This is a genomic window from Rhizobium sp. P1_E6, assembly GCF_056405875.1.
In genome coordinates, this window is the sequence record NZ_JBFUBG010000014.1 from 36,463 (window position 1) to 59,881 (window position 23,419).

The 23,419-nt window shown below is 61.0% G+C and carries 23 protein-coding genes; 8 read left to right on the forward strand and 15 right to left on the reverse strand.

The window, feature by feature from the left end:
- Positions 1 to 48 precede the first annotated feature (48 nt).
- Positions 49 to 666, forward strand: a complete 618-nt coding sequence (locus AC1D35_RS10190) for a LysE family transporter (protein WP_113300253.1) — start codon at positions 49 to 51, stop codon at positions 664 to 666.
- Positions 667 to 725: 59 nt separating this feature from the next.
- Here AC1D35_RS10190 and AC1D35_RS10195 read toward each other — a convergent pair whose 3' ends face one another.
- The 4 genes from AC1D35_RS10195 to AC1D35_RS10210 form a co-directional block, all read right to left on the reverse strand.
- A complete protein-coding gene (locus tag AC1D35_RS10195; RefSeq protein WP_113311698.1) occupies positions 726 to 1,433 on the reverse strand; it encodes a hypothetical protein in 708 nt (235 codons plus the stop codon).
- Positions 1,434 to 1,653: 220 nt separating this feature from the next.
- Positions 1,654 to 2,424, reverse strand: coding sequence for a trans-aconitate 2-methyltransferase (tam, locus tag AC1D35_RS10200; protein WP_113311699.1), 771 nt, complete (start codon positions 2,422 to 2,424; stop codon positions 1,654 to 1,656).
- Positions 2,425 to 2,440: 16 nt separating this feature from the next.
- Positions 2,441 to 4,000, reverse strand: coding sequence for a TerC family protein (locus tag AC1D35_RS10205; RefSeq protein ID WP_113311700.1), 1,560 nt, complete (start codon positions 3,998 to 4,000; stop codon positions 2,441 to 2,443).
- A 442-nt stretch (positions 4,001 to 4,442) separates the two neighbouring features.
- Positions 4,443 to 5,849 carry a hypothetical protein gene (locus AC1D35_RS10210; protein ID WP_477938569.1) on the reverse strand — a complete coding sequence of 469 codons (1,407 nt, stop codon included), beginning with the start codon at positions 5,847 to 5,849 and terminating at the stop codon, positions 4,443 to 4,445.
- 111 nt (positions 5,850 to 5,960) lie between these two features.
- Between AC1D35_RS10210 and AC1D35_RS10215 the strand changes: the two genes are divergently transcribed.
- Entirely contained in the window at positions 5,961 to 6,281 is a 321-nt protein-coding gene (locus AC1D35_RS10215; RefSeq protein WP_477854616.1) for a hypothetical protein, read from the forward strand.
- Positions 6,282 to 6,334: 53 nt separating this feature from the next.
- On the opposite strand, the gene AC1D35_RS10220 is transcribed toward AC1D35_RS10215, so the two are convergent.
- Positions 6,335 to 6,799 (reverse strand): cupin domain-containing protein, encoded by a 465-nt coding sequence (locus AC1D35_RS10220; RefSeq protein ID WP_113311702.1) that lies wholly within the window; start codon positions 6,797 to 6,799, stop codon positions 6,335 to 6,337.
- Positions 6,800 to 7,084: 285 nt separating this feature from the next.
- Between AC1D35_RS10220 and AC1D35_RS10225 the strand changes: the two genes are divergently transcribed.
- A complete protein-coding gene (locus AC1D35_RS10225; protein ID WP_113311703.1) occupies positions 7,085 to 7,903 on the forward strand; it encodes a sugar phosphate isomerase/epimerase family protein in 819 nt (272 codons plus the stop codon).
- A 55-nt stretch (positions 7,904 to 7,958) separates the two neighbouring features.
- Here AC1D35_RS10225 and tet read toward each other — a convergent pair whose 3' ends face one another.
- Entirely contained in the window at positions 7,959 to 9,137 is a 1,179-nt protein-coding gene (gene tet / locus AC1D35_RS10230; RefSeq protein WP_113311704.1) for a Tet(A)/Tet(B)/Tet(C) family tetracycline efflux MFS transporter, read from the reverse strand.
- A gap of 77 nt (positions 9,138 to 9,214) precedes the next feature.
- On the opposite strand from tet, the gene tetR reads away from it, so the two are divergent.
- Entirely contained in the window at positions 9,215 to 9,826 is a 612-nt protein-coding gene (gene tetR / locus AC1D35_RS10235) for a tetracycline resistance transcriptional repressor TetR (RefSeq protein WP_113311749.1), read from the forward strand.
- Positions 9,827 to 9,829: 3 nt separating this feature from the next.
- On the opposite strand, the gene AC1D35_RS10240 is transcribed toward tetR, so the two are convergent.
- On the reverse strand, positions 9,830 to 10,738 hold the full coding sequence (locus tag AC1D35_RS10240) for an adenylate/guanylate cyclase domain-containing protein (RefSeq protein ID WP_113311705.1): 909 nt from the start codon (positions 10,736 to 10,738) through the stop codon (positions 9,830 to 9,832).
- A 106-nt stretch (positions 10,739 to 10,844) separates the two neighbouring features.
- Positions 10,845 to 11,885: a zinc-dependent alcohol dehydrogenase family protein gene (locus AC1D35_RS10245; protein WP_113300262.1), complete on the reverse strand. Its 1,041-nt coding sequence runs from the start codon at positions 11,883 to 11,885 to the stop codon at positions 10,845 to 10,847.
- 250 nt (positions 11,886 to 12,135) lie between these two features.
- On the opposite strand from AC1D35_RS10245, the gene AC1D35_RS10250 reads away from it, so the two are divergent.
- Positions 12,136 to 13,023, forward strand: coding sequence for a branched-chain amino acid aminotransferase (locus AC1D35_RS10250; RefSeq protein ID WP_113311706.1), 888 nt, complete (start codon positions 12,136 to 12,138; stop codon positions 13,021 to 13,023).
- Between the two features lie 97 nt (positions 13,024 to 13,120).
- Here AC1D35_RS10250 and AC1D35_RS10255 read toward each other — a convergent pair whose 3' ends face one another.
- The 3 genes from AC1D35_RS10255 to AC1D35_RS10265 form a co-directional block, all read right to left on the reverse strand.
- Entirely contained in the window at positions 13,121 to 14,317 is a 1,197-nt protein-coding gene (locus AC1D35_RS10255; protein WP_477938570.1) for an adenylate/guanylate cyclase domain-containing protein, read from the reverse strand.
- Between the two features lie 30 nt (positions 14,318 to 14,347).
- Entirely contained in the window at positions 14,348 to 15,985 is a 1,638-nt protein-coding gene (locus AC1D35_RS10260) for an MDR family MFS transporter (RefSeq protein ID WP_477938571.1), read from the reverse strand.
- A 77-nt stretch (positions 15,986 to 16,062) separates the two neighbouring features.
- The gene (locus AC1D35_RS10265) at positions 16,063 to 17,277 is read right to left on the reverse strand and encodes an HlyD family secretion protein (RefSeq protein ID WP_113311708.1); all 1,215 of its coding nucleotides are present in this window, start codon (positions 17,275 to 17,277) and stop codon (positions 16,063 to 16,065) included.
- Between the two features lie 137 nt (positions 17,278 to 17,414).
- Here AC1D35_RS10265 and AC1D35_RS10270 point away from each other — a divergent pair, with 137 nt between their 5' ends.
- Positions 17,415 to 18,317 (forward strand): LysR family transcriptional regulator, encoded by a 903-nt coding sequence (locus AC1D35_RS10270; protein ID WP_113300265.1) that lies wholly within the window; start codon positions 17,415 to 17,417, stop codon positions 18,315 to 18,317.
- A 51-nt stretch (positions 18,318 to 18,368) separates the two neighbouring features.
- Here AC1D35_RS10270 and AC1D35_RS10275 read toward each other — a convergent pair whose 3' ends face one another.
- Together AC1D35_RS10275 and gstA are read right to left on the reverse strand one after the other, a co-directional pair.
- Positions 18,369 to 19,340, reverse strand: coding sequence for an NADP-dependent oxidoreductase (locus tag AC1D35_RS10275; protein WP_477938572.1), 972 nt, complete (start codon positions 19,338 to 19,340; stop codon positions 18,369 to 18,371).
- A 153-nt stretch (positions 19,341 to 19,493) separates the two neighbouring features.
- Positions 19,494 to 20,177, reverse strand: coding sequence for a glutathione transferase GstA (gstA, locus tag AC1D35_RS10280; RefSeq protein ID WP_113311710.1), 684 nt, complete (start codon positions 20,175 to 20,177; stop codon positions 19,494 to 19,496).
- Positions 20,178 to 20,287: 110 nt separating this feature from the next.
- On the opposite strand from gstA, the gene AC1D35_RS10285 reads away from it, so the two are divergent.
- Positions 20,288 to 20,896 (forward strand): TetR/AcrR family transcriptional regulator, encoded by a 609-nt coding sequence (locus AC1D35_RS10285; RefSeq protein WP_113311711.1) that lies wholly within the window; start codon positions 20,288 to 20,290, stop codon positions 20,894 to 20,896.
- A 3-nt stretch (positions 20,897 to 20,899) separates the two neighbouring features.
- On the opposite strand, the gene AC1D35_RS10290 is transcribed toward AC1D35_RS10285, so the two are convergent.
- The gene (locus tag AC1D35_RS10290; protein ID WP_113311712.1) at positions 20,900 to 22,126 is read right to left on the reverse strand and encodes a multidrug efflux MFS transporter; all 1,227 of its coding nucleotides are present in this window, start codon (positions 22,124 to 22,126) and stop codon (positions 20,900 to 20,902) included.
- A gap of 192 nt (positions 22,127 to 22,318) precedes the next feature.
- On the opposite strand from AC1D35_RS10290, the gene AC1D35_RS10295 reads away from it, so the two are divergent.
- Complete coding sequence (locus tag AC1D35_RS10295) at positions 22,319 to 22,666, forward strand: nuclear transport factor 2 family protein (RefSeq protein ID WP_113300270.1); 348 nt, start codon at positions 22,319 to 22,321, stop codon at positions 22,664 to 22,666.
- Here the strand turns inward: AC1D35_RS10295 and AC1D35_RS10300 are convergent.
- The gene (locus AC1D35_RS10300) at positions 22,663 to 23,394 is read right to left on the reverse strand and encodes a sulfite exporter TauE/SafE family protein (protein WP_113300271.1); all 732 of its coding nucleotides are present in this window, start codon (positions 23,392 to 23,394) and stop codon (positions 22,663 to 22,665) included. The two genes, AC1D35_RS10295 and AC1D35_RS10300, sit on opposite strands and share 4 nt — an antisense overlap.
- Positions 23,395 to 23,419 lie beyond the last annotated feature (25 nt).

Consider the following 23,419-nt stretch of genomic DNA (forward strand, 5'->3'; position numbering starts at 1 on the left):
CGAAATCACATAAAGATATACAGATATCATTATGTGATTGAGGGCTCTATGATCGATCTCGTCAGTGCAGGCTTCTTCGTCATGGCCGCCTTGGCGCTTCTCGGTTCGCCGGGCCCTGCCATCGCTGCCCTTCTGGCGATTGGACGTCTCCACGGGATGGTGACGGGCCTGCGTTTCTATCTCGGTCTGCAGATCGGTTTGGCCGTTGCCGCCGCCGCGGCCGCCGCCGGCCTGCTATCGTTGATTGAGGCAATCCCACTGGCAATGCTGGTGATGACGGTCGCTGCCACCCTCTATCTCGTCTGGCTGTCCTGGAAGATCGCCTCTGCGCCAGTCGGCGCCGATCTCTCGGCCACACGGCGGCAAGCCTCGCCGACCATCGCCGGCGGTGTCGTGCTTGGCCTCACCAATCCCAAGGCCTATATCGCCTTCGCCTCTCTTTTCGCCGCATACCGGCTCTCGCAGGATGGCGCGCTGGACATGCAGGCCAAATGGGCACTCTGCGTCCTCGTCATGATCGTCGTCGATATTTTCTGGCTGTGGCTCGGCGTTGTTCTCGGCAAAGTGCAAATGGAGCCGTCGAGCGAACGGGTGCTCAACATCTGCTTTGGCCTCGTTATTCTCGCGACCGCGATCTTGTCGCTGATCGAGCTTTTGGGAGCCTGACATGAAAAGGCCATTGCGGAAGGTCTTTCCGCAATGGCCCTCTTACGATGATGGATGGCTTACGCCTTGGTGGCAGGCTTGTCCGTGGTCGTGTCGGTGGCCGGCTTGGATGCAGATGTGTCAGTCGCGGGCTTGTCACCTGTGCCGCTGGCCGCCTCCGTCTCGGTCTTTACCGGCCAGGTGATGTAATAATTCTGCGTGCCGACCTGGCCGAAATAGACCTCGTTGCCGGTGCCTTTCTCGATGAAGCTGCCGTTTTCGCTTCTGACGAGGCGCGCATGGGAGTCGCGCTGCAGATGGTCGCGCAGGAAGTTATTCCAGTCGTCGGTCTTGATGTCGGTGCCCTTCTTCTGGTCGACATCGGCTTCCTTGGGATCGGTCACGTCCCAGGCCTTGATGGAAACGCCCTGGGTCGGATCGGTGACCGTCAGCTGGCCCTTCTTGAAGGCGGCAAGCATGGCGGCTTCCTGGCTGCCGGGGCCCTTGGCATCTGCCGCAGCCGTCATGTTCTGGCGCAGCAGCGCCATGAAGGAGGCGGTGGTGATATCGGTGCTGGCGGTGGTGTTGCCGGATGCGTCCGTGGACCCCGTCTTGCCGGAGTTGATCTTGTCGAGCATGACCGACAGCGCCGAGCGGGACTGCGAGGGAAGGCTGGAATAGTCATGATCGGTCGAGCTGCTGGAACTGCTGTCGGAGGAGCCGCTCTTGATCACCTGCAAGGCTATCTGCGCTGTCTGCAGCCGGATGTTGGAAACAGAAGAAACCATCTCAAAATCTCTTTGTCAGGCCCCGCACATGATGGCGCAAAGGCGTTTAATGGATAGCGATCGATGTCGGTAACATCGCGAAAGCACGTCTGGATTGAGAAACCCCAGGACGAACCGCTATACTTCAAACTTTGCGTGTGGCTTGCGGATGGCTGAGAAAGCTTCGCCGGCAGCAATCACGCAGATCGCTGCCGGCGCTAAAAATGCTGGGGCTTCCCGGTCAGGCCTTTACGGCCACCATGAAGAGCCGCGGGAACTTGAGCAGCACCTTGCCATCGGCTGCCTTCGGATAGACCCGGTCGATGCGTTCGAGATAGTCGGCGAGAAATGCCTCGCGATGCTCTTCACCGGCATGGTCGAGATAGGGGCGCAGGCCCGTTGCCTTGACCCATTCGACGATCGCAGCGGCATTGTCCATCGGATGATTGTAGATCGTGTGCCAGATGTCGACGCGGGAAGACTTGGCGATCAGCCGGCTGTAATAGGTCGATGGCGGCGGCAGCATGTTGCGACGAGCGCTCTTCTTCTCGAAGGCGGCCTTCCATGAACCGGCATGTGCCGTTTCCTCCATCATCAGATGGCTCGGCTCGCCGAGATTATCTGGCATCTGCACGGCAAGCACGCCACCCGGTGCCAGTCCGTCCATCAACCGGTCGAAGATGTCGAGATGGTTGGGCAGCCACTGGAAGACGGCGTTGGCAAACAGCAGGTCTGCCGGTTCGGAGGGCTGCCAGATGGAAAGGTCGGCTTCGACGAAAGCCGTGCCCGGCAGGCGCTTGCGTGCCGCCTCCAGCATGTTCAGGTCGCTGTCGAGGCCGGATACATTCTGCGCGCCGTAACGATCGATGATCAGCTCGGTCGAATTGCCCGGCCCGCAGCCGAGATCGACCGCGTGGCGAAGCTCCGTCAACGGCACCTGCGCCAGCAGGTCGCGCGCCGGGCGGGTGCGTTCATCCTCGAATTTCACATATTGGCTGGCTGACCATGCCATCGTTTTTCTCCTGATATCAGGCCACGTCCTCGACGCGGCGGATGCGAACTTTGTCGATGTTGCGGCCATCGAGCTTGACCACCTCGAAGGCCAGATCGCCGGCGGTGAAGGCCTCGCCTTCATGCGGCAGATGCCCGAGACGCCAGAGGATGAAGCCAGCCAGTGTCGAATAGCGGTCGGCATCGTCAACGAGGTCGTCATCGAGCAGCTTGGAAGCGTGGCGGATGTCGATCCAGCCATCCACCGTCAGCGCGCCGTCACCACCGCGCTCGATGGTCAGCTTCTCCTCGTCTTCGTCGGGGAATTCCCCGGCGATCGCCTCCAGAATGTCGGTCGTCGTCACGATGCCTTCCAGATCGCCATACTCGTCGAGGATGATGGCGATTGCCTGACCGGACTGACGCAGCAGTTCCATGAGTTTCAGGGCGCTGAGGCTTTCATGCACCACAAGTGGCTGGCGAATGGAACGCTCCGGATTGATTGCGCCCTCCTGGATGATATCGCGCATCAGGTCGCGGGCGCTTGCCACACCAATGAATTTGTCGAGACTGCCGCGACCGACGGGAAAGCGCGAATGGCCAAGCTCGACGATCCGGTGCTGCAGTTCCTCCGCCGGCGCATCGAGGTCCAGCCACTCGACGTCGATGCGCGGTGTCATGATCGATTTCGCCGGCCGCCCGGCAAGCGCCAGAACGCCCTGGATCATGTCCTTTTCCTCCGACGAGAAGACATCCTCCTCTGCCGTCTGCTCGCCGATCAGTTCGGCGGTCGAGCCGAGCGTCACCTGCGGGCGCTTGCCGCCGAGCAGGCCGAGCACGGCATCGGCGGTACGCTCGCGGATGTTGGTCGGGGTGATCAGCCGCTCGCGGTTGTGGCGCGCGAGCTGATTCAGCGCCTCAATGGTCACCGAGAAGCCGATCGCCGCGTAGAGATAGCCCTTCGGCAGGTGGACGCCAAAGCCTTCGATGATCAGCGAGAAGCCGATCATCATCAGGAAGCCGAGGCAAAGGATGACGACGGTCGGGTGCTTGCCGACGAAAGAGGTGAGCGGCTTCGACAAGAGCAGCATGACCCCGACGGCGATGATGACGGCGATCATCATGACCGGCAGATGCTGCACCATGCCGACGGCGGTGATGACGCTGTCGAGCGAGAAGATCGCATCCAGCACGACGATCTGCACGATCACCTGCCAGAAGACGGCATGGATGATCTTCTTGTCGTCATGCTCGACATGGCCTTCCAGCCGCTCATGCAGCTCCATCGTACCCTTGAAGAGCAGGAAGAGGCCGCCGACGATCAGGATGACGTCGCGCCCCGAAAGGTCGAAACCCAGAATGGAGAAGAGCGGCGTCGTCAGCGTCACCACCCAGGCAATGGAGGCAAGCAGCCCCATGCGGATGACGAGCGCGAGCGCGAGGCCGACGAGCCGCGCCTTGTCGCGCTGATGCGGCGGCAGCTTGTCGGCGAGGATCGCGATGAAGACGAGATTGTCGATGCCGAGAACGATCTCGAGCACGATAAGCGTGGCCAGACCAACCCAGGCGGAAGGGTCGGATATCCAGTCGAAGAACATCAGGTGTTAAATGCGGCCGCTGTCATAAAGGGCCGCTCCTCTGAGATGAAAACAATAGGCGACCGGCCCGATGTCGACGACATCGGGAGCTTGATCTGTTGCGATAGCCTGGAGATGAGCCGCGCCCTGCGCAGCCTTGATATGCCTGAACCGAAGCGGGAAGAAACGCGCTTGCTACAACAGTAATCTCCGCCATCGTCGGCCGGAATCTCCCGGCTGGTTGAGGCGGGATTGGTACTGGAAGGGTCGTTGTCAGGCATGCCGCAATTCTGTCGATGAAACGTATCCGGCGCAAGAGGCGCCGGGCAAAATCCTTATAGGGCCGTTCTATGACAGTTTTCAGAGGAGAGGGATCGGCCGCAAGGGCCGACCCGATCAGGCGACAGTCGGATCACCGCGTCGACGCTTCGAGATTTCCGACCCTCGACATGAATCGGTAAGTTCAGCGAAGGTTTTCCTCTATCGGCTTGTAACAGACTTCGGTGTCGCCGATCTCAGTCTTGCTGATGGGCTTCCACGTATTGCCGTCGAAGTCGAAGAATTCGACGAAACATTTATTGACATCGTAATTCAGCCACTGAGTGGCAACAAGGCGGCTGTCCCGGCTATATTCCAAATTCAAATACAGGTTGTCTTCGCCACCACGAGGGAAAGATCCCGGGCGGCCTGTCTGGTTGTTGGCGACTATGACGAAGGAGCACCCGGTACCGCAACCAATCTGAATAAGCGTGTAGCGTCCGGCAAAATTCGGTCCTTCGCGCATTCCCTCGCGGATGCGTGTTCTGAAATTGTTGAAGTCTCGGTCACGCCCTTTGAAGTCCGGCAACACTGTCTTTCCGGTAAACCGGCTTTGAATTGGGAAGTCGGATGCGTTTGGCCGCTTGACCTTAGTTGCCGCAGACGTTGCGGCGACCGCTCCGTTTTCTTGAGATGATGCGACGTCGCAAGCATGCCACTCCATCTGATACCCGTACTCGCCTTCACGGCCATAACACCAGCCCACAGCCTGGAGCTTCGTCCCGATGGCCTCGCGCTTGTTACAAGCGGCCAGCGTCTCAGCAGAATCCCCGCTGCCGCCTCGGCACGTAGTATTCTGCTCTTGCCATTGCGATATCAGGCGAATGGGTTGGGACGCGCCCTTGTCGGTCTCTATGACTTTGCCCGTCTCCGAGATAATAGTTCCGGCCCTCTGGTCCCAAACCAGAGAGAATTCCGCCGTTCCCGAAGATACGCGGTCACCCACATCGCGCTTTGCGTACCAATCAACGACGCCGTCTATCCTGCAGGTCTCGGAGCAGGTTATCCGCGCCGACCCGGGTTTTATACTATAGGCCCGGATCGGCCACCCTGATGCGAAGTCCCGCTTTTCACCGATAACGACCGCCTTGGGGGTCGGCTTCCCATAAAAGTCCACTGTATCGGCGTAAGCCTCCTCCATAAAAACAACCGCTTCGGCGTTCCCGTGGGACCATGCGCTGTAGTAGGCAGTAACAAAGACGAGGGCCCTCTGCTCTATCGTCAGTGGAGCGAATTCAGCATTTGCCGAGGGCGGGACGGTGGTCGGAGCAGCTCCGGGCGATGCCGCCCGCTCCGGCAGGGCGGGCAGGCTGCCCCAAGTGACCTTGTAGTTCTGCATTTCTTTTGCAGTGAGATATCGCATGTCATCGCTGGGAACCGATAAGCTAAGCTGGAGCAGCTTGGGATCGACATCCATCTCGATGAGGTATGTCATGATCTCTGCGGTCATCGCCTGAACCGCGGCGACGGCGGCATTGCCTTCGATATTGCTTTCTGGCGAGAAGGAAGACTGGTGGACGCCGATCGCGCCTGGGTCCGCTTCGCGGTTCACGCCGCCGACAAACGCCAGCGCACAGGCAGAGGCACATTATGAGGACCGGAGCTGCAGAGTTGATAATCCTAGCGAGCGGATCATTCTCCCATAGGCCATCGCAGAGAGAACGTGGCCGCCATTACTGTCGAAGGTGATTACTCTGGCTCCGCTTGCCGCAACTTCGCGGGCAAGCAGTTCTGGATTGTCGGATTTGCTAAATTCACCTTTGAGGAGGAGAACTGGAACGGAATTATCAATCGGCACACGCTCTATTGTAATGTCTGCGCATGCGTTTCCGAACGAGGTAAGGAATGCGAAAAACCCAAAAACGACACTGCGCAGAAACACGATTACAAATCCCCAACCACGGCGAAGTATATGCTAGCGCATCAACTGCTGCGCGCAATATTGAAAGCAGCGGTTGGGTCGTCAAATGGGGAATGTGTTTAACGCCGGCGTGATGCCTCGACGATCTCTTTGCCTGCAGCTGCGGCGCATGCGACCTACGCCGCCAGGATCGTGATCCCATGGGCGTTTGCGGCCGCCCGCATACGAGCCACCGTTTCCGGCGACGGGCTGTCCTGCGGCTGTTCGGTGACACCCTCGGTCTCGATGAATTCGGCCATGTCGTGATCGACGATAGCCGAAAAGACCGCGGGGACGGTTCCGTTGTTGGAATAGCCATGCACCATGAAGGGCGCGATGGTGACGATGTCGCCTTCGCTCGCTTCGATCTCTTCCGGCCCGGTATCTGTGAGCCGCCAGATCGTCAGCGTACCCTCGATGATCCGGAAGACTTCCGGGCTTGCATGGGCGTGGCGCGGCGTCTTGCCGCGGGGCTCCACCGTCACGTCGAAGATGTTGAGCCAGTTGCCTGTGAGGCGAGCCCGTCGCTCGACCTTGTCGCCCAGCACGAAGAAGCTCTTTGCCTCCGTCCGGGCATCTGTTTTCACAAATGAGTTGGACATGATGTCACTTTCTTGTTCTTGCGGGGCGGTCCGATAGACCTTTGCGGCCGTTTTGGCAACCGCCGTAAAATCAGGGAAGGGCGAGCGGAGGTGGCTTTTGCGCGCTCTCGAGCCCTGAAACCGACGACGATCATATCGGTATGGCCTTCCCGCTTCGCAAGTGCGACAGGTTGGCAGCCGCTGTTTCTGGGATACCGGCCTGTAATATCGGCGACACAGAAGAGGCGCATAGAACGCGCCGATCCTTCCCCGCCAATCAGGCCATACCATCAGCGGAGCAACCCCATGTCTTCACTTCCCGTCGTCGGCGCAGCCATGACGATCGACGAACTCGAAAACCATCGTGACTGGCTCTTCGAAAAGTCCCGCGATCTCGAGCTGCAGAGCTTCGTCAATGCAGAGGTGCTGAACGGCGACTGGACGCCGCGTGCCGATCACGTCAAGAAGCTGCTCGACGGCTACAAGGGCCGCGTCGGCATCCATGGCCCGTTCTGGGGCTTCATCATCGCCTCGCAGGATCCGGATATCCGCGCCGTCGTCTCCCGCCGCATGCTGCAGGGCCTCGATGTCTGCGCTGCGATCGGCGGCACGCACATGGTCGTCCATAGCCCCTACACGACCTGGAGCTACAACAACCTCGACAATAACGAGGGCGAACGCGAAAAGATCGTTGAATATTGCCATCAGACGATGCGCGAGGCGGTGAAGCGCGCCGAGGAAATCGGCTGCACCCTTGTCATCGAGAACATCGAAGACAAGGATCCGCATATCCGCGTAGCCTTGGCGGAAAGCTTCAACTCGCCGGCAGTCGCTGTCTCCATCGACACCGGCCATGCGCATTACGCTCACGGCTATACCGGCGCTCCGCCGGTCGATTATTACGTTCACGCCGCCGGCAACCGCCTCGGCCACGTCCATCTGCAGGATGCCGACGGTTATGCCGACCGACACTGGGCGCTCGGCGAGGGCACCGTCAACTGGCGTGCGGTTTTCGCAGCGCTTGCCAAGGTCGAAAGCAATCCGCGCCTGATCATCGAGATCAAGGACAAGTCGAAGATCATCGCTTCGGCCGAATACCTCGCCTCGATCGGCGTCGCCCAATAACAGCATCAAGTAATCGGAACAGGCGGCGGGATGATTATCTCGCCGCCATCCACTTTCAGGCCGTGGCATCCTTCGGCCGGCGGGTGAAGGCGACCGGCAGGCAGAGCACGTAGAAACCCGCGCCCAGCACCCAGACAAGCCCCGGAAAGATATCCCGCGAAGCGAAATAGATCGTGCTGATCGCCAGTGGCCCGATAATCGAGGCAAGGCTCGTCGTGCTCGCGAGCAATCCCTGTACACGTCCCTGATGATTGCCGTCGACGCGCGCCGTCACCAGAGATTGCAGGGCCGGCGCACCGATACCGCCGAGGCAGAAGAGCGGCATCAGCAGGAATGCCATCCATCCCTCCGTCAAAAGCGCGATGATGATATAGGCCGCACTGTCGGCGACGATGCCGATCAAGAGCGTCCGGTGCTCGCCCCATCTTTCGCTGATCGGCCCGGCGATGAAGGCCTGCACGATGGCATGGAAGAAGCCGAAGGCGGCAAGCGAGATGCCGATCATCATCGGCGACCAGGAAAACTTGTCCTGCCCGTAGAGAACCCAGATCGTGCCGCCGACTTCGCCGACGAGCGCCAGAATGAAATAGGCGCCGGCAAGCGGCAGCAGCAGCCGGTAGCCCATTAGCCAGCGGAAATGGGCAAGCGGCGAAAACTCCTGTTTCTCCGCAGCCGTGCCAGATCTACGCGTCTCCGGCAGCAAGAATAGCGCCATCAGCAGGTTGGCGGCATTGAGCGCGGCAGCGGCGATGAAGGGTAGGCGCACGGAGAACTCTCCGAGCACGCCACCGATCGCCGGCCCGGCAATGAAGCCGATGCCGAAGCAGGCGCTGAGCTGGCCGAAGCGGCGCGTGCGCTCCGCATCGTCGGTGATATCGGTCACGCATGCCGCGGCCACCGCATTGCTGGCGCCCGTAATGCCGGCGATCGCCCGGCCGATGAAGAGCAGCCACAGCGACGGCGCTGCGGCCATGAACACGTAGTCGATCGCCGCGCCACCGAGCGATAGCATCAGGATCGGCTTGCGGCCGAAGCGGTCCGACAACGAGCCGAGCACCGGCGAGAAAATGAACTGCATCAGCGCATAGAGGGCCAGGAAGGCGCCGAATCGCCATCCGAGATCGTCGGTATGGCCGACATCCTGAAGCAGCCGCGGAAAGATCGGCAGGGTCAGGCCAATGCCGGCGGCATCGAGGATTACGGTGGCATAGACGACGACTAGCGCTTTTTTCATCGGATCGGCTGAAAATTTATCACTGATAAGTTCCTTATCGCTGATAAATTGAGATGGCAACAGGGAATTCGAAAACGATGAAAGTGGATCGGGCGCAGATCGTCGACGAAGCGCTGAAGCTCTTGAACGAGGTGGGCATCGATGCCCTTTCCACCCGCATGCTTGCCGAGCGGCTGAATGTGCGCCAGCCTGCCCTCTACTGGCACTTCAAGAGCAAGCGGGCGCTTGTCGAGGCGATGGCTGAGGAGATCATGGCGCGGGGCCACACACACGACTGGCCGGCCTCGGCAGATGACTGGCGGGAATTCATGCTCGACAATGCCCGCAATTTCCGCCGCACGCTCTTGAGCTACCGCGACGGTGGTCGGGTGCATGCCGGTACTGAAGCCGATCCGCAGGATCTTGCCAATATCGAAGCCCATATCGCGATCCTCGTCAAATCAGGCATGGAGGTGGAATTCGCCATGGAATTGCTCGTCGCGGTCGATCGCTACACCGTTGGCTGCGTCATCGAGGAGCAGGCCGACCCGCCGCCGGAGCAGGAAAAGCTCGATGCCGCTGCAATCGCTTTCCCGCTGACGCGCCGGGCGATTACGCATTACCGCAACTACGGGCACGAGGCCTTCTTCGAAGCCGGGTTGCAGATGATGATCGACGGCGCCGCATTTCGGTTGGCGCGACACGCCTGAGCCTCAGTCGCGCATCGCCCAGCGGATGCCGGCGGCGACCGAGAGCCCCAGCAGCGGCCATATTGCCCAGAAAGTTCCTTGCCATGTCAGCATGTTGATGGCGATCAGGCCAACCCCAACGATGGCAAGTGCTGCGATGCGCTGATCGAACCGGTCTTGAATACGCACCCATGTCATGGCCGCCAGAAAGGCGAAGGCAAGTAGCGGCCAGACGGCCCAAAACTCACCTTCCCAGCTGGCAATATTGATGACGACGAGCATGGCGCCGATGACGGCGAGGATGCCGCCGAGCTTGTTCAGCCTGCCGCGCGGGGCTGGCGCTGGTCTGGACCTCGGCCTCTCGACGGGGCGGTCAGGAACGGCTGCCGGCTTCTGCGACTCTGCACTGACATGGCCGATGCGCACGGCATAACTGGGCACGGCATCGGCGACATTCTTCATATCCAGAGGCCCCAGAAAGTCGAAGCCGACGGCCACCTTGTTTCGCACCTGGTCATAGACAGTGTTCGAGATCACGATCCCGCCGGCCGGTGCCGAAGCCTGCAGCCGCGCGGCGATATTGACGCCATCGCCATAGATATCGTCGCCTTCGACGATGACATCGCCAAGATTGATGCCGATGCGGAAGAGCATCCGCCCATCCGTGGGTCGCGCCGCATTCTTGCCGGCAAGCTCATTCTGTACGTCGATTGCTGCCCGAACCGCTTCGACGACGCTTGGGAAGTCTGCAAGCAGCCCGTCTCCCCAGGTATTGACCACCCGTCCGCCATGCGAGGTGATCAGGCGGGACATGGCGTCGCGATAATGCTTCAACATCGCGAGCGTGCCTTCCTCATCCTCGCCCATCAAACGCGTATAGTCCTGCACGTCGGCAGCAAAGATCGTCGTCAGCTTGCGTTGTGTTTCGCTCATGGACTCCCCCATCGCCGCCGGCGGGCCGGCGGCTTCGTCACAAATAGGTGGGGCCGCAACCTCGTATCCGGTAGTCCGCCCAGGCGCAAACTGCCGTCCCACCGTCCTAGAACTGCGTAATCACGCTGATACCGGTACCCTCGGCCTTGTCGAGCGCCATCAGCGCCGGCACTCCCTCCGCAAGGCTGATACGCCTGCCGATCAGTTTCTGCGGCGCAATCCTGCCTGCGGCGAGCATCGCTAGCATGGCGTCATAGCGCCACGCCTGCATGCCATGACTGCCGTAGATTTCCAGTTCGTGGCCGATCACCTGCGCCATCGGGATCTGCGGTGTGGAATGCTCGCCGAGCATCAAGCCCACCTGCACATGGCGGCCGCGCCGGCGCAGGTTCTTGATCGAATTGAAGCAGGTGACGGGATGACCAAGCGCGTCGATGGACACATGCGCGCCGCCCTTGGTGATCTCGCGCACGGCTTCCGGTACGTCGCCAACTGCGGAGGCATTGATCGTTGCCACCGCCCCGCACTCGCGCGCAAAGGCCAGCTTTTCCACGGAGATATCGATGGCGATCGCATTGGCCCCAAGCGCGCTGGCGATCATGATCGCCGAAAGGCCGACACCGCCGCAGCCATGCACCGCAATCCACTCGCCCGGTCCGGTGCGCGCCTGATCCGCAACGGCGCGGAAGGAGGTCGCAAAGCGGCAGCCGAGGCTTGCCGCCGTCGCATCATCCACGCTCTCGGGCAGATGCACCAGATTGGTGTCGGCATAATCGATGCCGACATATTCGGCGAACGAACCCCAGTGAGTGAAGCCCGGCTGGAACTGGTTGGGGCAGACCTGCTGGTTGCCGGAATGGCATTCGCTGCAGTGGCCGCAGCCGGAAACAAAGGGCACTGTCACCCGGTCGCCGACCTTGAAGCGCACCACGCCCTTGCCCGTCGCCACGATCTTGCCCGCAAGCTCATGCCCCGGCACATGCGGCAGGCGGATATCAGGGTCATGCCCCATCCAGCCGTGCCAGTCACTGCGGCAAAGCCCTGTCGCGCCGACCTTGATGACCACGCCATCTTCCGAAGGTGTCGGATCCGGCACGGTGCGGATCTCCGGCGCCTGTTCGAAGGCTTCGTAATACATGGCTTTCATCGGTTTCTCTCCTGGCCCCGCACACGCTTTTCCTCATCCATGATGACATGCGGCGGGGGGCTCGATCCAGTCGCCTATCCATCATTTTCCTYTATAGACCCATCGCTTTGGGACCAAGACACGCGCATCAATATTTCAATCCTAGCGCACTATCGGGCATTTTCTTGCTTCGATGTTTCAACCGTCAATTTGCGCTTGACCGTCCCCGGCATGGAGGATTTTGCTTTGCCGACTTCAGAAGGAGAGCGCCATGTCCGTCGATACGTCACCCCGCACGACCACCTGGACCTATGTCGAGGGAGAGTGGATTGCCGGCAACCCGCCGCTGATCGGGCCGACTTCGCATGCCATGTGGCTCGGCTCCACCGTCTTCGATGGAGCCCGCTGGTTCGATGGCATCGCACCCGATCTCGACCTGCATTGCCAGCGTATCAACCGCTCTGCCGTTGCCATGGGCCTGAAGCCGGTCAAGACGGCCGAAGAGATCGAGGCGCTTGCCTGGGACGGGTTGAAGAAGTTCGACGGCAAGACGCCGATCTATATCAAACCTATGTACTGGGGTGAGCACGGCTCGCCGGGCAGCGTTGTGACCGTTGATCGCGAATCCACGCGTTTCGCGCTCTGCCTGTTCGAGGCGGCCATGGGCGGCCACGGCGGTTCCTCGCTCACCGTGTCGCCCTACCGTCGCCCGACGCCGGAAACCGCGATGACCGACGCCAAGGCGGGCGCGCTCTACCCGAACAGCGGTCGCGCCATTGCCGAGGCGAGAGGCCGTGGCTTCGACAACGCCCTGATGCGCGACATGAACGGCAATGTGGTCGAAACCGCTTCCTCAAATGTCTTCATGGTCAAGGATAGCGTAGTCTTCACCCCGGTCGCCAACCGTACCTTCCTCGCTGGCATCACGCGCCTGCGCGTCATCGGCCTCTTGCGCAAGGCCGGCTTCGACGTACGCGAGGCGACGCTCTCGGTCGAGGACTTCATGGGCGCCGACGAGATCTTCACAAGCGGCAATTATTCCAAGGTCGTCGGGGTCAACAGGCTCGACGGCCGCAATTTCCAGGAAGGCCCTTTCACCCGCAAGGCGCTCGACCTCTACATGGACTGGGCCTACGGCCGCGGGGGGAACGAGGAGTGAGTGATGTGTCGCGTAGCGGCAGTAATTGATCCAGTGAATCGATCGCAGTCACGAACGCCCTGAGCCATGCGAAGGGCTGGGTCAACGAGCGAGGGCCTCACTTCACGGTATAAAGCTCCACCTCGTCCGGAAAGCCCTTCAGCCGATGGCTTCCCACCGATACTGCGTCCTCCGGCTTTGCCTCTTCAATAAACGCCTCGGACATCAGCAGCGCCTCCCCAAGTTCGCTGCACGCCCCCTGAATACGGCTGACGAGATTGACGTCGCCGCCGATCAGCGTGAAGTCCAGCCGCCGGCCGGAGCCGATATTGCCGTAGCTGACTTCGCCGTGATGCAAGGCGATGCCAGCCTTGGCGCCGATGCCGTCATAATTGAAGCCATCCAGCGCTTCGAGGATCGCTCGCGCCGCCGAGAGTGCTGCATTGCAGGTACGGGTGGCATCGAAGCCGGGAAAGAAGGCAAGCACCGCGTCCCCCATGAATTTCAGCACTTCGCCGCCTTCTCGCGTGATCGCCGGAATGACTCGGTCGAAATAAGCGTTCAGCAAGCCGAGCACCGTGTCTCCCGGCAAGCGGTTGGAAAGTTCGGTAAAGCCACGCAAGTCGCAGAGCAGCAGCGCGGCCTGCATGGTTTCGATCTCGCCCTGGCGGATGCGGCCGGCCAGAATGCGGCTTGCCGTCATCGGCCCGATATAGGTGTCGAGCAGGCTGAGCTCGACCTGACGCAGAATGCGGAGTTCGCTGGTATTGCGTAGCGCCGGCACGATACGTTCGATCACCTGCATTTCATGGGCGGTGAACCCGCCCGGCCGCTTGGTGCCGAAAATGGCGGCGCTGACGGGGCCGTCGGCGTTGCAGAGTGGGGCGATCATCAATTGCACGAGCTCGCGTCCGGTGAAGACGTCGAGATGCTGCCAACGACCATGAGGGCTCTGGCCCGGTCCCACGATCAGCATCTCGCGTGTTTCGAAAACCTTGTGCAGCGGCGTGTTGGCGATGGCGAGGCGCGCGCCATGCTCGCGGTCATGGATCTCCACCGGTTCACCCGGCGCCCAGGCAATGGTGCGGCCGATGAATTCCGGGTGCAGGGTCATGAGATGCAGCGTCAGCCGATCGACGGGAACGCCGAGCGCCCGCAGGCGGCGGCCGAGACCGGAGACGAGGCCTGCCTCGTCGAGGGCATGACATTCGTCGCCAGTCAGCCATTCGATGAGGTCGAGCACGGCAGTCGTGTGGCGGCTGCCGGCGGGTGCCTTGGTTTCAACGGCATAGTCGATGTCGAGGAGGGTGGTCATGGGTGTTCTCCTACACTGGGGCAGGGGCGCTCAGTGAGCGCCTCCACCGGAGATCTGGCTGGATTTCTTCAGAAGCAGGCTGGCAAGCAGGGCGATGACCAGGGCGACGCCGAGCAGGAAGAAGGTGTCGCTGAAGGCCATGATATTGGCCTGCTTGCGCAGCTTCAGCGCAATGGCAACGACCGCCTTGTGGGTGGCAAGCGCCTGATCGCTGACGCCGTGGCTCATGAAATAGGCGGTCATCCTGGCGACGCGATCGCGGGTAGCTTCCTCGAAGACGGAGACCGAGTTGGTCAGGATGTTCGAGTGAAACTGCTCGCGCTTCGACAGGAAGGTCTGCAGCGAGGCGATGCCGACCGCGCCGCCGAGATTGCGCATCATGTTGAAGAGGGCGGAAGCCGAACCGGCATTTCCCGGCTCGATGCCTGCGGTGGCGATCGCAGAGAGCGGCGTGAAGACAAGCGCCTGACCGACGGCACGCACGACATTCGGCCAGAAGAGCTGGTCGCTCGCATAGTCGCCCGTCATGTACACGTTCATGAAGTTCGAAGCGGCGAAGAGGGCAAAGCCGACGACGATCAGCAGGCGAATGTCGAAGCGCTTCATCAGGCGCGGCACCAGCGGAATCAGCAGCAGCTGCGGGATGCCGGTCCAGGCAAGCACCAGGCCGATCTGTTCGGAATTATAGCCCTGGATACGGGTCAGGTAGATTGGCAGCACGAAGACCGAGCCATAGAGCGCGATGCCCAGCAGAAAATTCGCAAGGATGCCGAAGCCGAAATTACGGCGGGCAAACAGGCGCAGGTTCAGCAGCGGATGGGCGGTCTTCAGCTCGATCACCAGAAACAGTGTCAGCGAAACCGCAGCGATAACCGAGAGGCGGACGATGAAATCCGAGCCGAACCAGTCTTCCTTGTTGCCTTCTTCCAGCACGGTCTGAAGTGCTGCAAGCCCTATCGCCATGGTGATGATGCCCGGCCAGTCACCCTTGGCAAGCAGGCCGAGATTCATCGGCGCACGGTCGAGCGAAGCCCAGAGCATACCCACCATCAGCGCGCCGGGCACGAGGTTGATATAGAAGATATATTCCCAGCCCCAGTTTTCGGTGAAGTAGCCGCCGATAGTCGGGCCGATTGCCGGTGCGAACGTTGCCGAAAGGGCAAAGAGCGCCAGGCCGATCGGCTGCTTGGCCTTGGGCAGCAGCGTGATGATGATGGTGAAGGCCATGGGGATCAGCACGCCGCCGGAAAAACCCTGGATGGAGCGCAGGATGATCATCTGCTGCAGATTGACCGCGAAGGCACAGGCAACCGAGAAGATCAGGAAGAGCACCGCATTGACCAACAGATAGTTGCGGACCGAAAAGACCCGGGCGAGCCATGCGCTGAGCGGAATGACAACGATCTCAGCGATGAGATACGAGGTCGAGATCCAGCCGCCATCGTCAGTGCCGGCGCCGATGGCGCCCTGGATGTCGGCAAGCGAGGCATTGACGATCTGAATGTTGAGGATCGCCATGAAGGCGCCGAGCGTGGAGCCGACGACAGCTGTCCACATGCGAAGCGGGCTCATGGCGGGGTCGGCAGCGAGGACGGCCGTAGCGGAAACGATCGCGGCGCCAGGGCGCGCGACCGAGTTGCTGTTTGCGGCGATCTGAAGCGTAGCCATGACTTATCTCCTTCCCGCTCTGCGGAAAACTGTCTCATGACGCTGTTTGGGTGATGTCAGAGGAAGAAATGGAAGGATCATCCAGCAGGAGTGGATAATCCTTCCTCCTCGGCCGCGGAGGTCTGAGCGGCCTTGGTATCGATATCGGGGATGACAGACATGCCCGAGCGCAGCAGGCCGGCAAGGCGTTCGTCATCGATGACGATCTTGACCGGGATGCGCTGCACGATCTTGGTAAAGTTGCCGGTGGCATTGTCGGGCGGCAGCAGCGAGAATTCGAGGCCGCTTGCCGGTGAGACGCTGTCCACGTGGCCCTTGATGGCGACATCCGGGAAGCTATCGACCTTGATCTCCACCGTCTGGCCGGGGCGCACGAAGGTCAGCTGCGTTTCCTTGAAGTTGGCGACGACATAGACGGCATGCAGCGGCACGACTGCCATCAGTTGCGTGCCCGAGCTGACATACTGGCCGACGCGGATGGAGCGGGCGCCGACCGTGCCGTCAACGGCAGCAACGATTTGCGTATAGGAGAGGTTGAGCTCGGCCTGGCTGGCAGCGGCTGCGGCGCGGTCGCGCTGAGCGAGCAGCTGCTCGCGCTGCGTCTGCAGCACCGGTACCTTGTTCTCAGCGGCAACCAATGCAGCCTGATCCCGCTCGACAGCGGCCGCGGCCTGATCTTTCAGCGACTGGCTCTGCTCGGCGCGGGACTGCGTGCCGGCGCCGTTGGTGATCAGTCGGCTTGCGCGGTCGGCATCGGACTGGGCGAAGGTAAGCGAAGCCTGCGATGCGTTAAGCGTGGCGCGCGCCTGTCCGATGATCGACTGTTGCAACGCGACCTGCGCATCGAGATTGGTGACCGCAGCCTCGGCAGCCTTCACATCGGCCTTGGCCTGCGAGAGGGCGGCCTGGAAATCGCGATCGTCGATGCGGGCGAGAACCTGACCGGCCTTGACGGTATCGTTATCGTTGACGAGGACCTGCTTGATATAGCCGGCGACCTTCGGAGCGACGGTCGTGTAGTCGGCCTTCACATAGGCATCGTCGGTGGATTCGACGAAGCGGCCGACCGTCCAGTAGCGATAGCCGAAATCGCCGGCGAAGGCGACGCCGGCAAGCAGGGCCGCGGCGAGGACGGCGCGCTTGATGAGTTTGCGGCCGGTCTTCTTCGGGGTTTCTGAGGTCGCTGCTGCTGCAGCCATTGCTTCCGCGGTCGGTGCCGAAGCTTCCGCGGTGGGGGCGGTTCCGGCCTGCTGGACGTTCTTGAAAACTTCGTTGCGGGGCAGTTCGACCATTGTCCTTCTCCATTCGTCTTGGCCCCGTTCGTGCGAAGCCCTGTTCGATGGGAGGAAGATGGACCCGGACATTGTTTCTGATAATCTGCTGTTTTCGGGAAAGATCATCAACTCTCAGCGGATAATCGAGGAGCGATATGGATCGGCTGACCAGCCTCACAGTCTTCGGTCGGGTGGTGGAATGCGGCGGCTTTTCGGCTGCCGCGCGGCGCCTCAACATGTCCGTGACCATGGTGGGCAACCATGTGCAATCATTGGAAGATCGCCTTGGAGTGCGGCTTCTGAACCGCACCACGCGCAAGGTCAGCCTGACCGAAACCGGCAAATATTACTATGAGCGCTCGTCGCAGATCCTGGCCGATCTGGAAGAGGCGGATCGCGCCGCCGGCGCATTGAGCTCCACGCCGCGTGGCACGCTCAGATTCTATACGAGCAGCGCCATCGTCCGTTTCCTGTTGCCCGTCATCAATGAATTCATGACGCTCTATCCGGCGGTCCAGATCGATTTCAACATCGGCGAGCGGTCAATTGATATGATCGAGGACGGATATGATCTGGTGATCCGCACCACGCCATCTCCGGATTCGAGCCTCGTCGCGCGCAAGCTGACGCCATGGCGGCACTTCCTCGTCTGCTCGCCGGATTATCTCAAGACCCACGCGATGCCGACGACGCCGGCTGAAGTCGCCGAGCACAACTGCCTGCAATATGCCTATTATCCCTTTGGCGAGGAATGGCGCTTCGAGGATGCAGAGGGGCGGCTGGCGAGCGTCAAAGTGGGCGGCAGCATAATTTCCAACAGCGCGGAGACACTGCGCTATCTGGTACTGAATGGGCAGGGCATCTTCCTCGCCCCAAGCTTCGTCGTTTTCGAGGATCTGGAGGCCGGTCGCCTGGTGCGCATGATGCCGGATTATCGCGGCGTTGAGATCCATATCAACGCCGTCTATCCGAACCGCAGCCATCTTCCGACCAAGGTGCGGCTGTTCCTCGATATGCTGGTGGAGCGTTTTGCCGAACACCGCAAATGGATGGCGTGAAAAAACGTCCGCCGGGACTGTTTTCCGCCGGACGCCCGTCCGAGGTCATTCTCACCTGACGTCCAACACGATCTTGCCCTTGGCATGCGCGCGTTTGCCTTCCAGCATTTCATGCGCCGCGATCGCCGCATCGAGTGGCAGCACATCACCGACATTGGTTTCGAGTTCGCCATCATCGACCATCGCAGCGATTTCGCTCAGCTCTTTCGTCGTGACCTTGACGAGGAAGAATAAGGCCTCGACGCCATGCGCTTTGGCGAGATCCTGATCCGGCTGCGAGACGGCGGAAATCAGCTTGCCGCCACGCTTCAGCACCGGGAAGGAGCGTACCTGGGTCTCCCCACCGACAAGATCGATGACTGCATTTACATCGCGGGCGAAATCCTCGAAGCGCTGGCTGCGGAAATCGACAACCACATCGGCGCCGAGCCGCTTGACGGTCTCGATATCGCCGCCGCTGGCTGTGGCGATCACCTTCAGCCCGGCCTTGCGGGCGAATTGCACGGCATAGGCCCCGACATTGCCTGCCGCACCGTGGATCAGCACCGTCTGCCCGGCGGTGAGCTTCGCGTGATCGAACAGCGCCTGCTTTGCGGTCGCCGCGATGACGGGGATCGAGGCGGCGTCGATATGGCCAATGCTTGCGGGCTTCAGGGCAATCATGCCCGCTGCCGCGATCGCATATTCGGCATAGGCACCGATGAAGCGGGGATTGGTGACGCCATAGACGGCATCGCCGCGGGTCACATGCGTAACACCGTCGCCGACCGCTTCGACCGTGCCCGAGAGATCGGAACCGAGCGTCAACGGCAGCGGCTGGGGCAGGGCACTGTTTCCCGAACGGATCCAGCCATCCCAAGGGCCGACACCGGCCGCGTGTACTTTGATCAGAACCTCGTCCTTGCCGGGCGCGGGGATCTCGACATCCTCGGCGATGATGACTTCCGGCGGTCCGAATGCATGAACCCTGTAGGCTTTCATGGTTCTACCCGTCTGCGCGGCATTCTCCGCTATGGTGCTCATCGTTCGCTCCTTTGTGTGAACCGGGCTTCCGGTTTCGATGGAGTGAAGATGCCGCCATCGAAGGCTTTCGATAATCCATGCTGCTTGGGAAGGATTATCAAGCATCGGAGGATAATCCGGTCCGGCGGTGCTACCCGCGGGACCGGCATCCTATCACGGCCGGACCGGAGAGCCGACATATCCGGCGGATTGGATATAGGCGATCGGCGCAAAGAAGTTGCCGCCGGCATTGAAGGCCATCAGCCCTTCCTCGCTCAACGCCGCCTGCACGGCCGGGCGGGCCGCAACACGCTTCATGAAGGCAGGAAGCGCGGGAAAACGATCGAGATCGATTTCTATCCAGGGCGACCAGTTCAGGCAGACGAAGAGATAGGCATCCGCGACAGTGAAATCCCCGCCGGTGAGATAGGGGCCGGCAAGCCTTGCATTGATCCAGTCGAGGCGCTTGTGAACGACGGCGCGCATTGCCTCATGTGCTGTTGCATAGTCGGCCTTGAAGAGCATGGCCATCGGCTTGTGAAGTTCTGACGTGATGAAGTTCAGTAGGGACTGCACCTGATTGCGGCCAAAGCTGCCGATCTCGGGCAACATCTTTCTCCCGTCAGGAACACTATCGGCAAGAAACTGCACGATCGCCGGTCCCTCCGTCAGCACCTTGCCGTCATCGAGCACCAGCGCCGGTACATAGCCGTTGCCGTTGATACCGAGGTAATCCTCGCCGTTGCCGGTTCGATGCGTCTTTCGATCGACAGTGATGAGCTCGATATCGATATCCAGCTCCCGGCAGACGATATGCGGCGAAAGCGAACAGGCCGCTGCATGCATGTAGAGCCTCATGGGTTCCTCCTCCTGCGCGGTGCAAGACCGGCGCGCATCAATCCGTTGGACATTTGTACTATTTCGCATAAAATTTACTTGGTCAATTATTTTATGCGAAACGGTACAAAATGAGCGAGAAGAAACGTGGCCGCCCAAGGGCCTTCGATGCGAAAGTGACATTGGAAAAGGTGAGGGAGGTGTTCTGGGACCGGGGCTTTGCCGGCACATCGCTGGATACATTGAGTGCCGCCACCCAGCTCAACCGTCCAAGCCTCTACGGCGCTTTCGGTGACAAGGAGAATCTCTACCTTGATGCCCTGGAGGGCTATAGAGCGGAAAGCATGGGCGTGCTGGCAGACGCTCTCGATCCATCGCTGACGCTTCGCGAAAATCTAGCGCGTGTCTACGGTCGCGCCCTCGATATCTATCTTCACGGCGAAACGGCCGCACGCGGCTGCTTCCTCATAGGCACCGCAACGGCCGAAGCAATCCAGCACGAGCGCGTTCGGGATGTGCTGAACCGCAGCCTCAACGATTTTGACGGCGAGATCGAGAAACGCATGACGCTCGCTAGGGAGCGCGGCGAACTACCCGGTGGTGCCGATCCTCACATGTTGGCAAAGCTCGCCTCGGCCATCATGCATTCGCTTGCTGTCCGCGCGCGAGCCGGCGATAGCCGTGAAACGCTGGAGGCTTTGGCGCAATCCGGCGTCGAGATGATCTGCGGAAAAGCCTGACGATCAGGCTTCTTCCTTTGGCCGCACCAACCACGCAAAGCCCGCGCCTGCGAGCAGTAGAACGCAGGTGCCGAGAAACACCGCCGGCATGCCGATATGCCCGCCGACGAAACCGCCGAGAACAGGCCCGACAACCTGACCCACATACTGCGAAGAGATGGAAAGGCCGAGGATGCTGCCGGCCGCGCTATCCGGCACACTATGCCTGATGACGGCGGTGATGCAGGGCAGGAGCCCGCCGAGCGCCACACCCATCAGGAAACGCAGGGCGATGAGCTGCCACGAAGCGGTCACGAAGGCCTGCGGAATGAGCAGCAGGCCTGCTATTGCCAACGCGCCGGCAATGACCGGCCAGTGGCCGATCCGGTCGGCAAGTTTGCCGAGCCGCGAAGCCGAGAGAATGCTGCCGAGCGCCGCTGCCGACATGACGATACCGGCGACCATCGTCACCCGACCCTGATCGGGCACGAGCTGCGCCACATAGACGGTGATGATCGGCTCGATCGACATGTTGGCGAGCATCAGCAGCAGGCCAGTCACCAGCATCGCGACAACAGGCCCCTTGTCGGGAATGGATTTCCAGCCGCCGGACGCCTTGGCCGCCTGTTTGCGGGCCGCCGACTTCTCCTCCTTGATGAGGAAAGTGGTGGCGAGAAAGGCAAGGAAGATCATGCCGCCTGCGGCCAGGAATGTGCCGCGGATGCCAATGATGGGCGGCAGCGCCCCGCCGATCAGCGGGCCGACAAGGTTGCCAGCCATGATTCCGGATGAGAGCACACCGAGCGCCCAGGCGGAGCGGTCCTTCGGCGTCTGTGTCGCCACCAGCACCATCGACCCGGAGGCATAACCGCCGGCGAGGCCGACGAAGAGGCGCAGTGCCACGAGCTGCCAGATATTTCCGGCCATGCCCATCAGCGAGATGGCGATGGTCATGCCGAGGCTGGCGCGCACCAGCATCAGCTTGCGTCCATAGATGTCACCCAGCCGACCCCAGATCGGCGCCACGCAGGCCGCGGCCAAGAAGGTCGCGCCATAAGCGATACCCGACCACTGCACGATCGCCGCATGATCGCTCACGCCAAGCTCCTCCACATAAAGCGGAAGGAAGGGAAGAAGCAGCGTCATCGCCACGATGGTCGTGAACGAGCCCACGAGCGAGATGACGAGATTGCGTTTCCAGTAGGCGGAGCCGGGCGCCGCCTTTGCGGCGTCCCATTGGGTGTCGGTCATTGCGGATCTTCTTCGGTACAGTCTGGCCGCGGCCAAGATGAAGCGATCCTCACTTTACGCATCACCCTGGGGGCTGCCAAGGACGGATTCCGCCCGATCCGACCTGCCGCCAACGGCAAAAGGGATTGAAAGTCATAATTTCGCCCCTAACTGATTGCAATATGCAATCAGAATTCCAAAAGAGTAGCAGTCATGAGCGACAGAGATGAGGACCGCGCGAAAATGCTGCGCAATCTCTATACAGCCTATCTGGATCGTCGGAAGGATATCGTCGGCGCGATGCTGACGGAGGACTTCACCTTCTCCAGCCCGCAGGATGATCATATCGACCGAGCCACCTATTTCGAGCGCTGCTGGCCGAACGAGCCGGAGCTGAATGCCTTCGATATCGAATTCCTGGTGGTCCGTGGCGATGAGGCTGTCGTGCGCTACCGGGCGGAGATGACCGACGGCAAAGCGTTCCGAAACATCGAGAGCTTCCGTTTCGACGGCGACAGGATAGCAGCCGTCGACGTCTATTTCGGCCGCAACACCGCTTAGAAGAACCGGATCGCCGACGTCGCGATGATGATGATCGAAACCGCGATCATCAGCGGTTTCACCGGCAGCCGCTTGACGAGGATCGCGCCGAAGGGGGCAGCGATCACCCCGCCGATGATCAGGCCCACCGCCGAGCCGAGTTCCGACCAGCCGAGCGTCAGGACGAAAGTGATCGAGATGATCAGCGTCACCGCGAATTCGGTGAAGTTGGTCGAGCCGATCACCCGCTTCGGATCGTGACCGCGGCCGACGAGCGAACTGGTGACGATCGGTCCCCATCCGCCGCCGCCGATGGCATCGAGCACGCCGCCGCAGAGCCCGACGGGTGGCACCATCCAATCATGCACGTTACGTTTGGGCGTCGGGTGGAAAGCCTTCCAGAGAATGATAAGTCCGATGGCGATCAGATAGGCCGAGACAAAAGGCTCGATCATCTTGCCTTCGACGTTTGCAAGCAGGAAGGCGCCGACCGCCCCGCCGATCATGCCGGCGGGTGCGAGCCGCGCCACGAGCTTCCAGTCGACATTCCGGTGCCAGGCATGGGAAATGCCCGATGCGGCCGTCGTGAACATCTCCGTCACATGCGTCATCGCGCTGGCATTGGCGACCGGCACGCCAAGCGCCAGCAGGCTGGTCGTGGAGAGCACGCCGAAGGCCATGCCGAGCGCGCCATCGATGATCTGCGCGCAGAAACCTACGACGATGAAGAGGAAGAAATCCGTGGTCATCAAGATCCCCGGCGAGCGAAAGCCC

Excerpts from the sequence above, each read along its gene's own strand:
- AC1D35_RS10255 (WP_477938570.1), bottom strand. The coding sequence starts at position 14,317 with ATGACCACCCTCCTCGACATCGACTATGCCGTTGAAACCAAGGCACCC.
- AC1D35_RS10240 (WP_113311705.1), bottom strand. The coding sequence starts at position 10,738 with ATGAGCGAAACACAACGCAAGCTGACGACGATCTTTGCTGCCGACGTG.
- AC1D35_RS10245 (WP_113300262.1), bottom strand. The coding sequence starts at position 11,885 with ATGAAAGCCATGTATTACGAAGCCTTCGAACAGGCGCCGGAGATCCGC.
- AC1D35_RS10265 (WP_113311708.1), bottom strand. The coding sequence starts at position 17,277 with ATGGTCGAACTGCCCCGCAACGAAGTTTTCAAGAACGTCCAGCAGGCC.
- gstA (WP_113311710.1), bottom strand. The coding sequence starts at position 20,177 with ATGAGGCTCTACATGCATGCAGCGGCCTGTTCGCTTTCGCCGCATATC.
- AC1D35_RS10190 (WP_113300253.1), top strand. The coding sequence starts at position 49 with ATGATCGATCTCGTCAGTGCAGGCTTCTTCGTCATGGCCGCCTTGGCG.
- AC1D35_RS10270 (WP_113300265.1), top strand. The coding sequence starts at position 17,415 with ATGGATCGGCTGACCAGCCTCACAGTCTTCGGTCGGGTGGTGGAATGC.
- AC1D35_RS10260 (WP_477938571.1), bottom strand. The coding sequence starts at position 15,985 with ATGGCTACGCTTCAGATCGCCGCAAACAGCAACTCGGTCGCGCGCCCT.
- AC1D35_RS10225 (WP_113311703.1), top strand. The coding sequence starts at position 7,085 with ATGTCTTCACTTCCCGTCGTCGGCGCAGCCATGACGATCGACGAACTC.
- AC1D35_RS10300 (WP_113300271.1), bottom strand. The coding sequence starts at position 23,394 with ATGACCACGGATTTCTTCCTCTTCATCGTCGTAGGTTTCTGCGCGCAG.
- AC1D35_RS10285 (WP_113311711.1), top strand. The coding sequence starts at position 20,288 with ATGAGCGAGAAGAAACGTGGCCGCCCAAGGGCCTTCGATGCGAAAGTG.
- AC1D35_RS10195 (WP_113311698.1), bottom strand. The coding sequence starts at position 1,433 with ATGGTTTCTTCTGTTTCCAACATCCGGCTGCAGACAGCGCAGATAGCC.
- tetR (WP_113311749.1), top strand. The coding sequence starts at position 9,215 with ATGAAAGTGGATCGGGCGCAGATCGTCGACGAAGCGCTGAAGCTCTTG.
- AC1D35_RS10205 (WP_113311700.1), bottom strand. The coding sequence starts at position 4,000 with ATGTTCTTCGACTGGATATCCGACCCTTCCGCCTGGGTTGGTCTGGCC.
- tet (WP_113311704.1), bottom strand. The coding sequence starts at position 9,137 with ATGAAAAAAGCGCTAGTCGTCGTCTATGCCACCGTAATCCTCGATGCC.
- tam (WP_113311699.1), bottom strand. The coding sequence starts at position 2,424 with ATGGCATGGTCAGCCAGCCAATATGTGAAATTCGAGGATGAACGCACC.
- AC1D35_RS10295 (WP_113300270.1), top strand. The coding sequence starts at position 22,319 with ATGAGCGACAGAGATGAGGACCGCGCGAAAATGCTGCGCAATCTCTAT.
- AC1D35_RS10250 (WP_113311706.1), top strand. The coding sequence starts at position 12,136 with ATGTCCGTCGATACGTCACCCCGCACGACCACCTGGACCTATGTCGAG.
- AC1D35_RS10220 (WP_113311702.1), bottom strand. The coding sequence starts at position 6,799 with ATGTCCAACTCATTTGTGAAAACAGATGCCCGGACGGAGGCAAAGAGC.
- AC1D35_RS10275 (WP_477938572.1), bottom strand. The coding sequence starts at position 19,340 with ATGAGCACCATAGCGGAGAATGCCGCGCAGACGGGTAGAACCATGAAA.
- AC1D35_RS10290 (WP_113311712.1), bottom strand. The coding sequence starts at position 22,126 with ATGACCGACACCCAATGGGACGCCGCAAAGGCGGCGCCCGGCTCCGCC.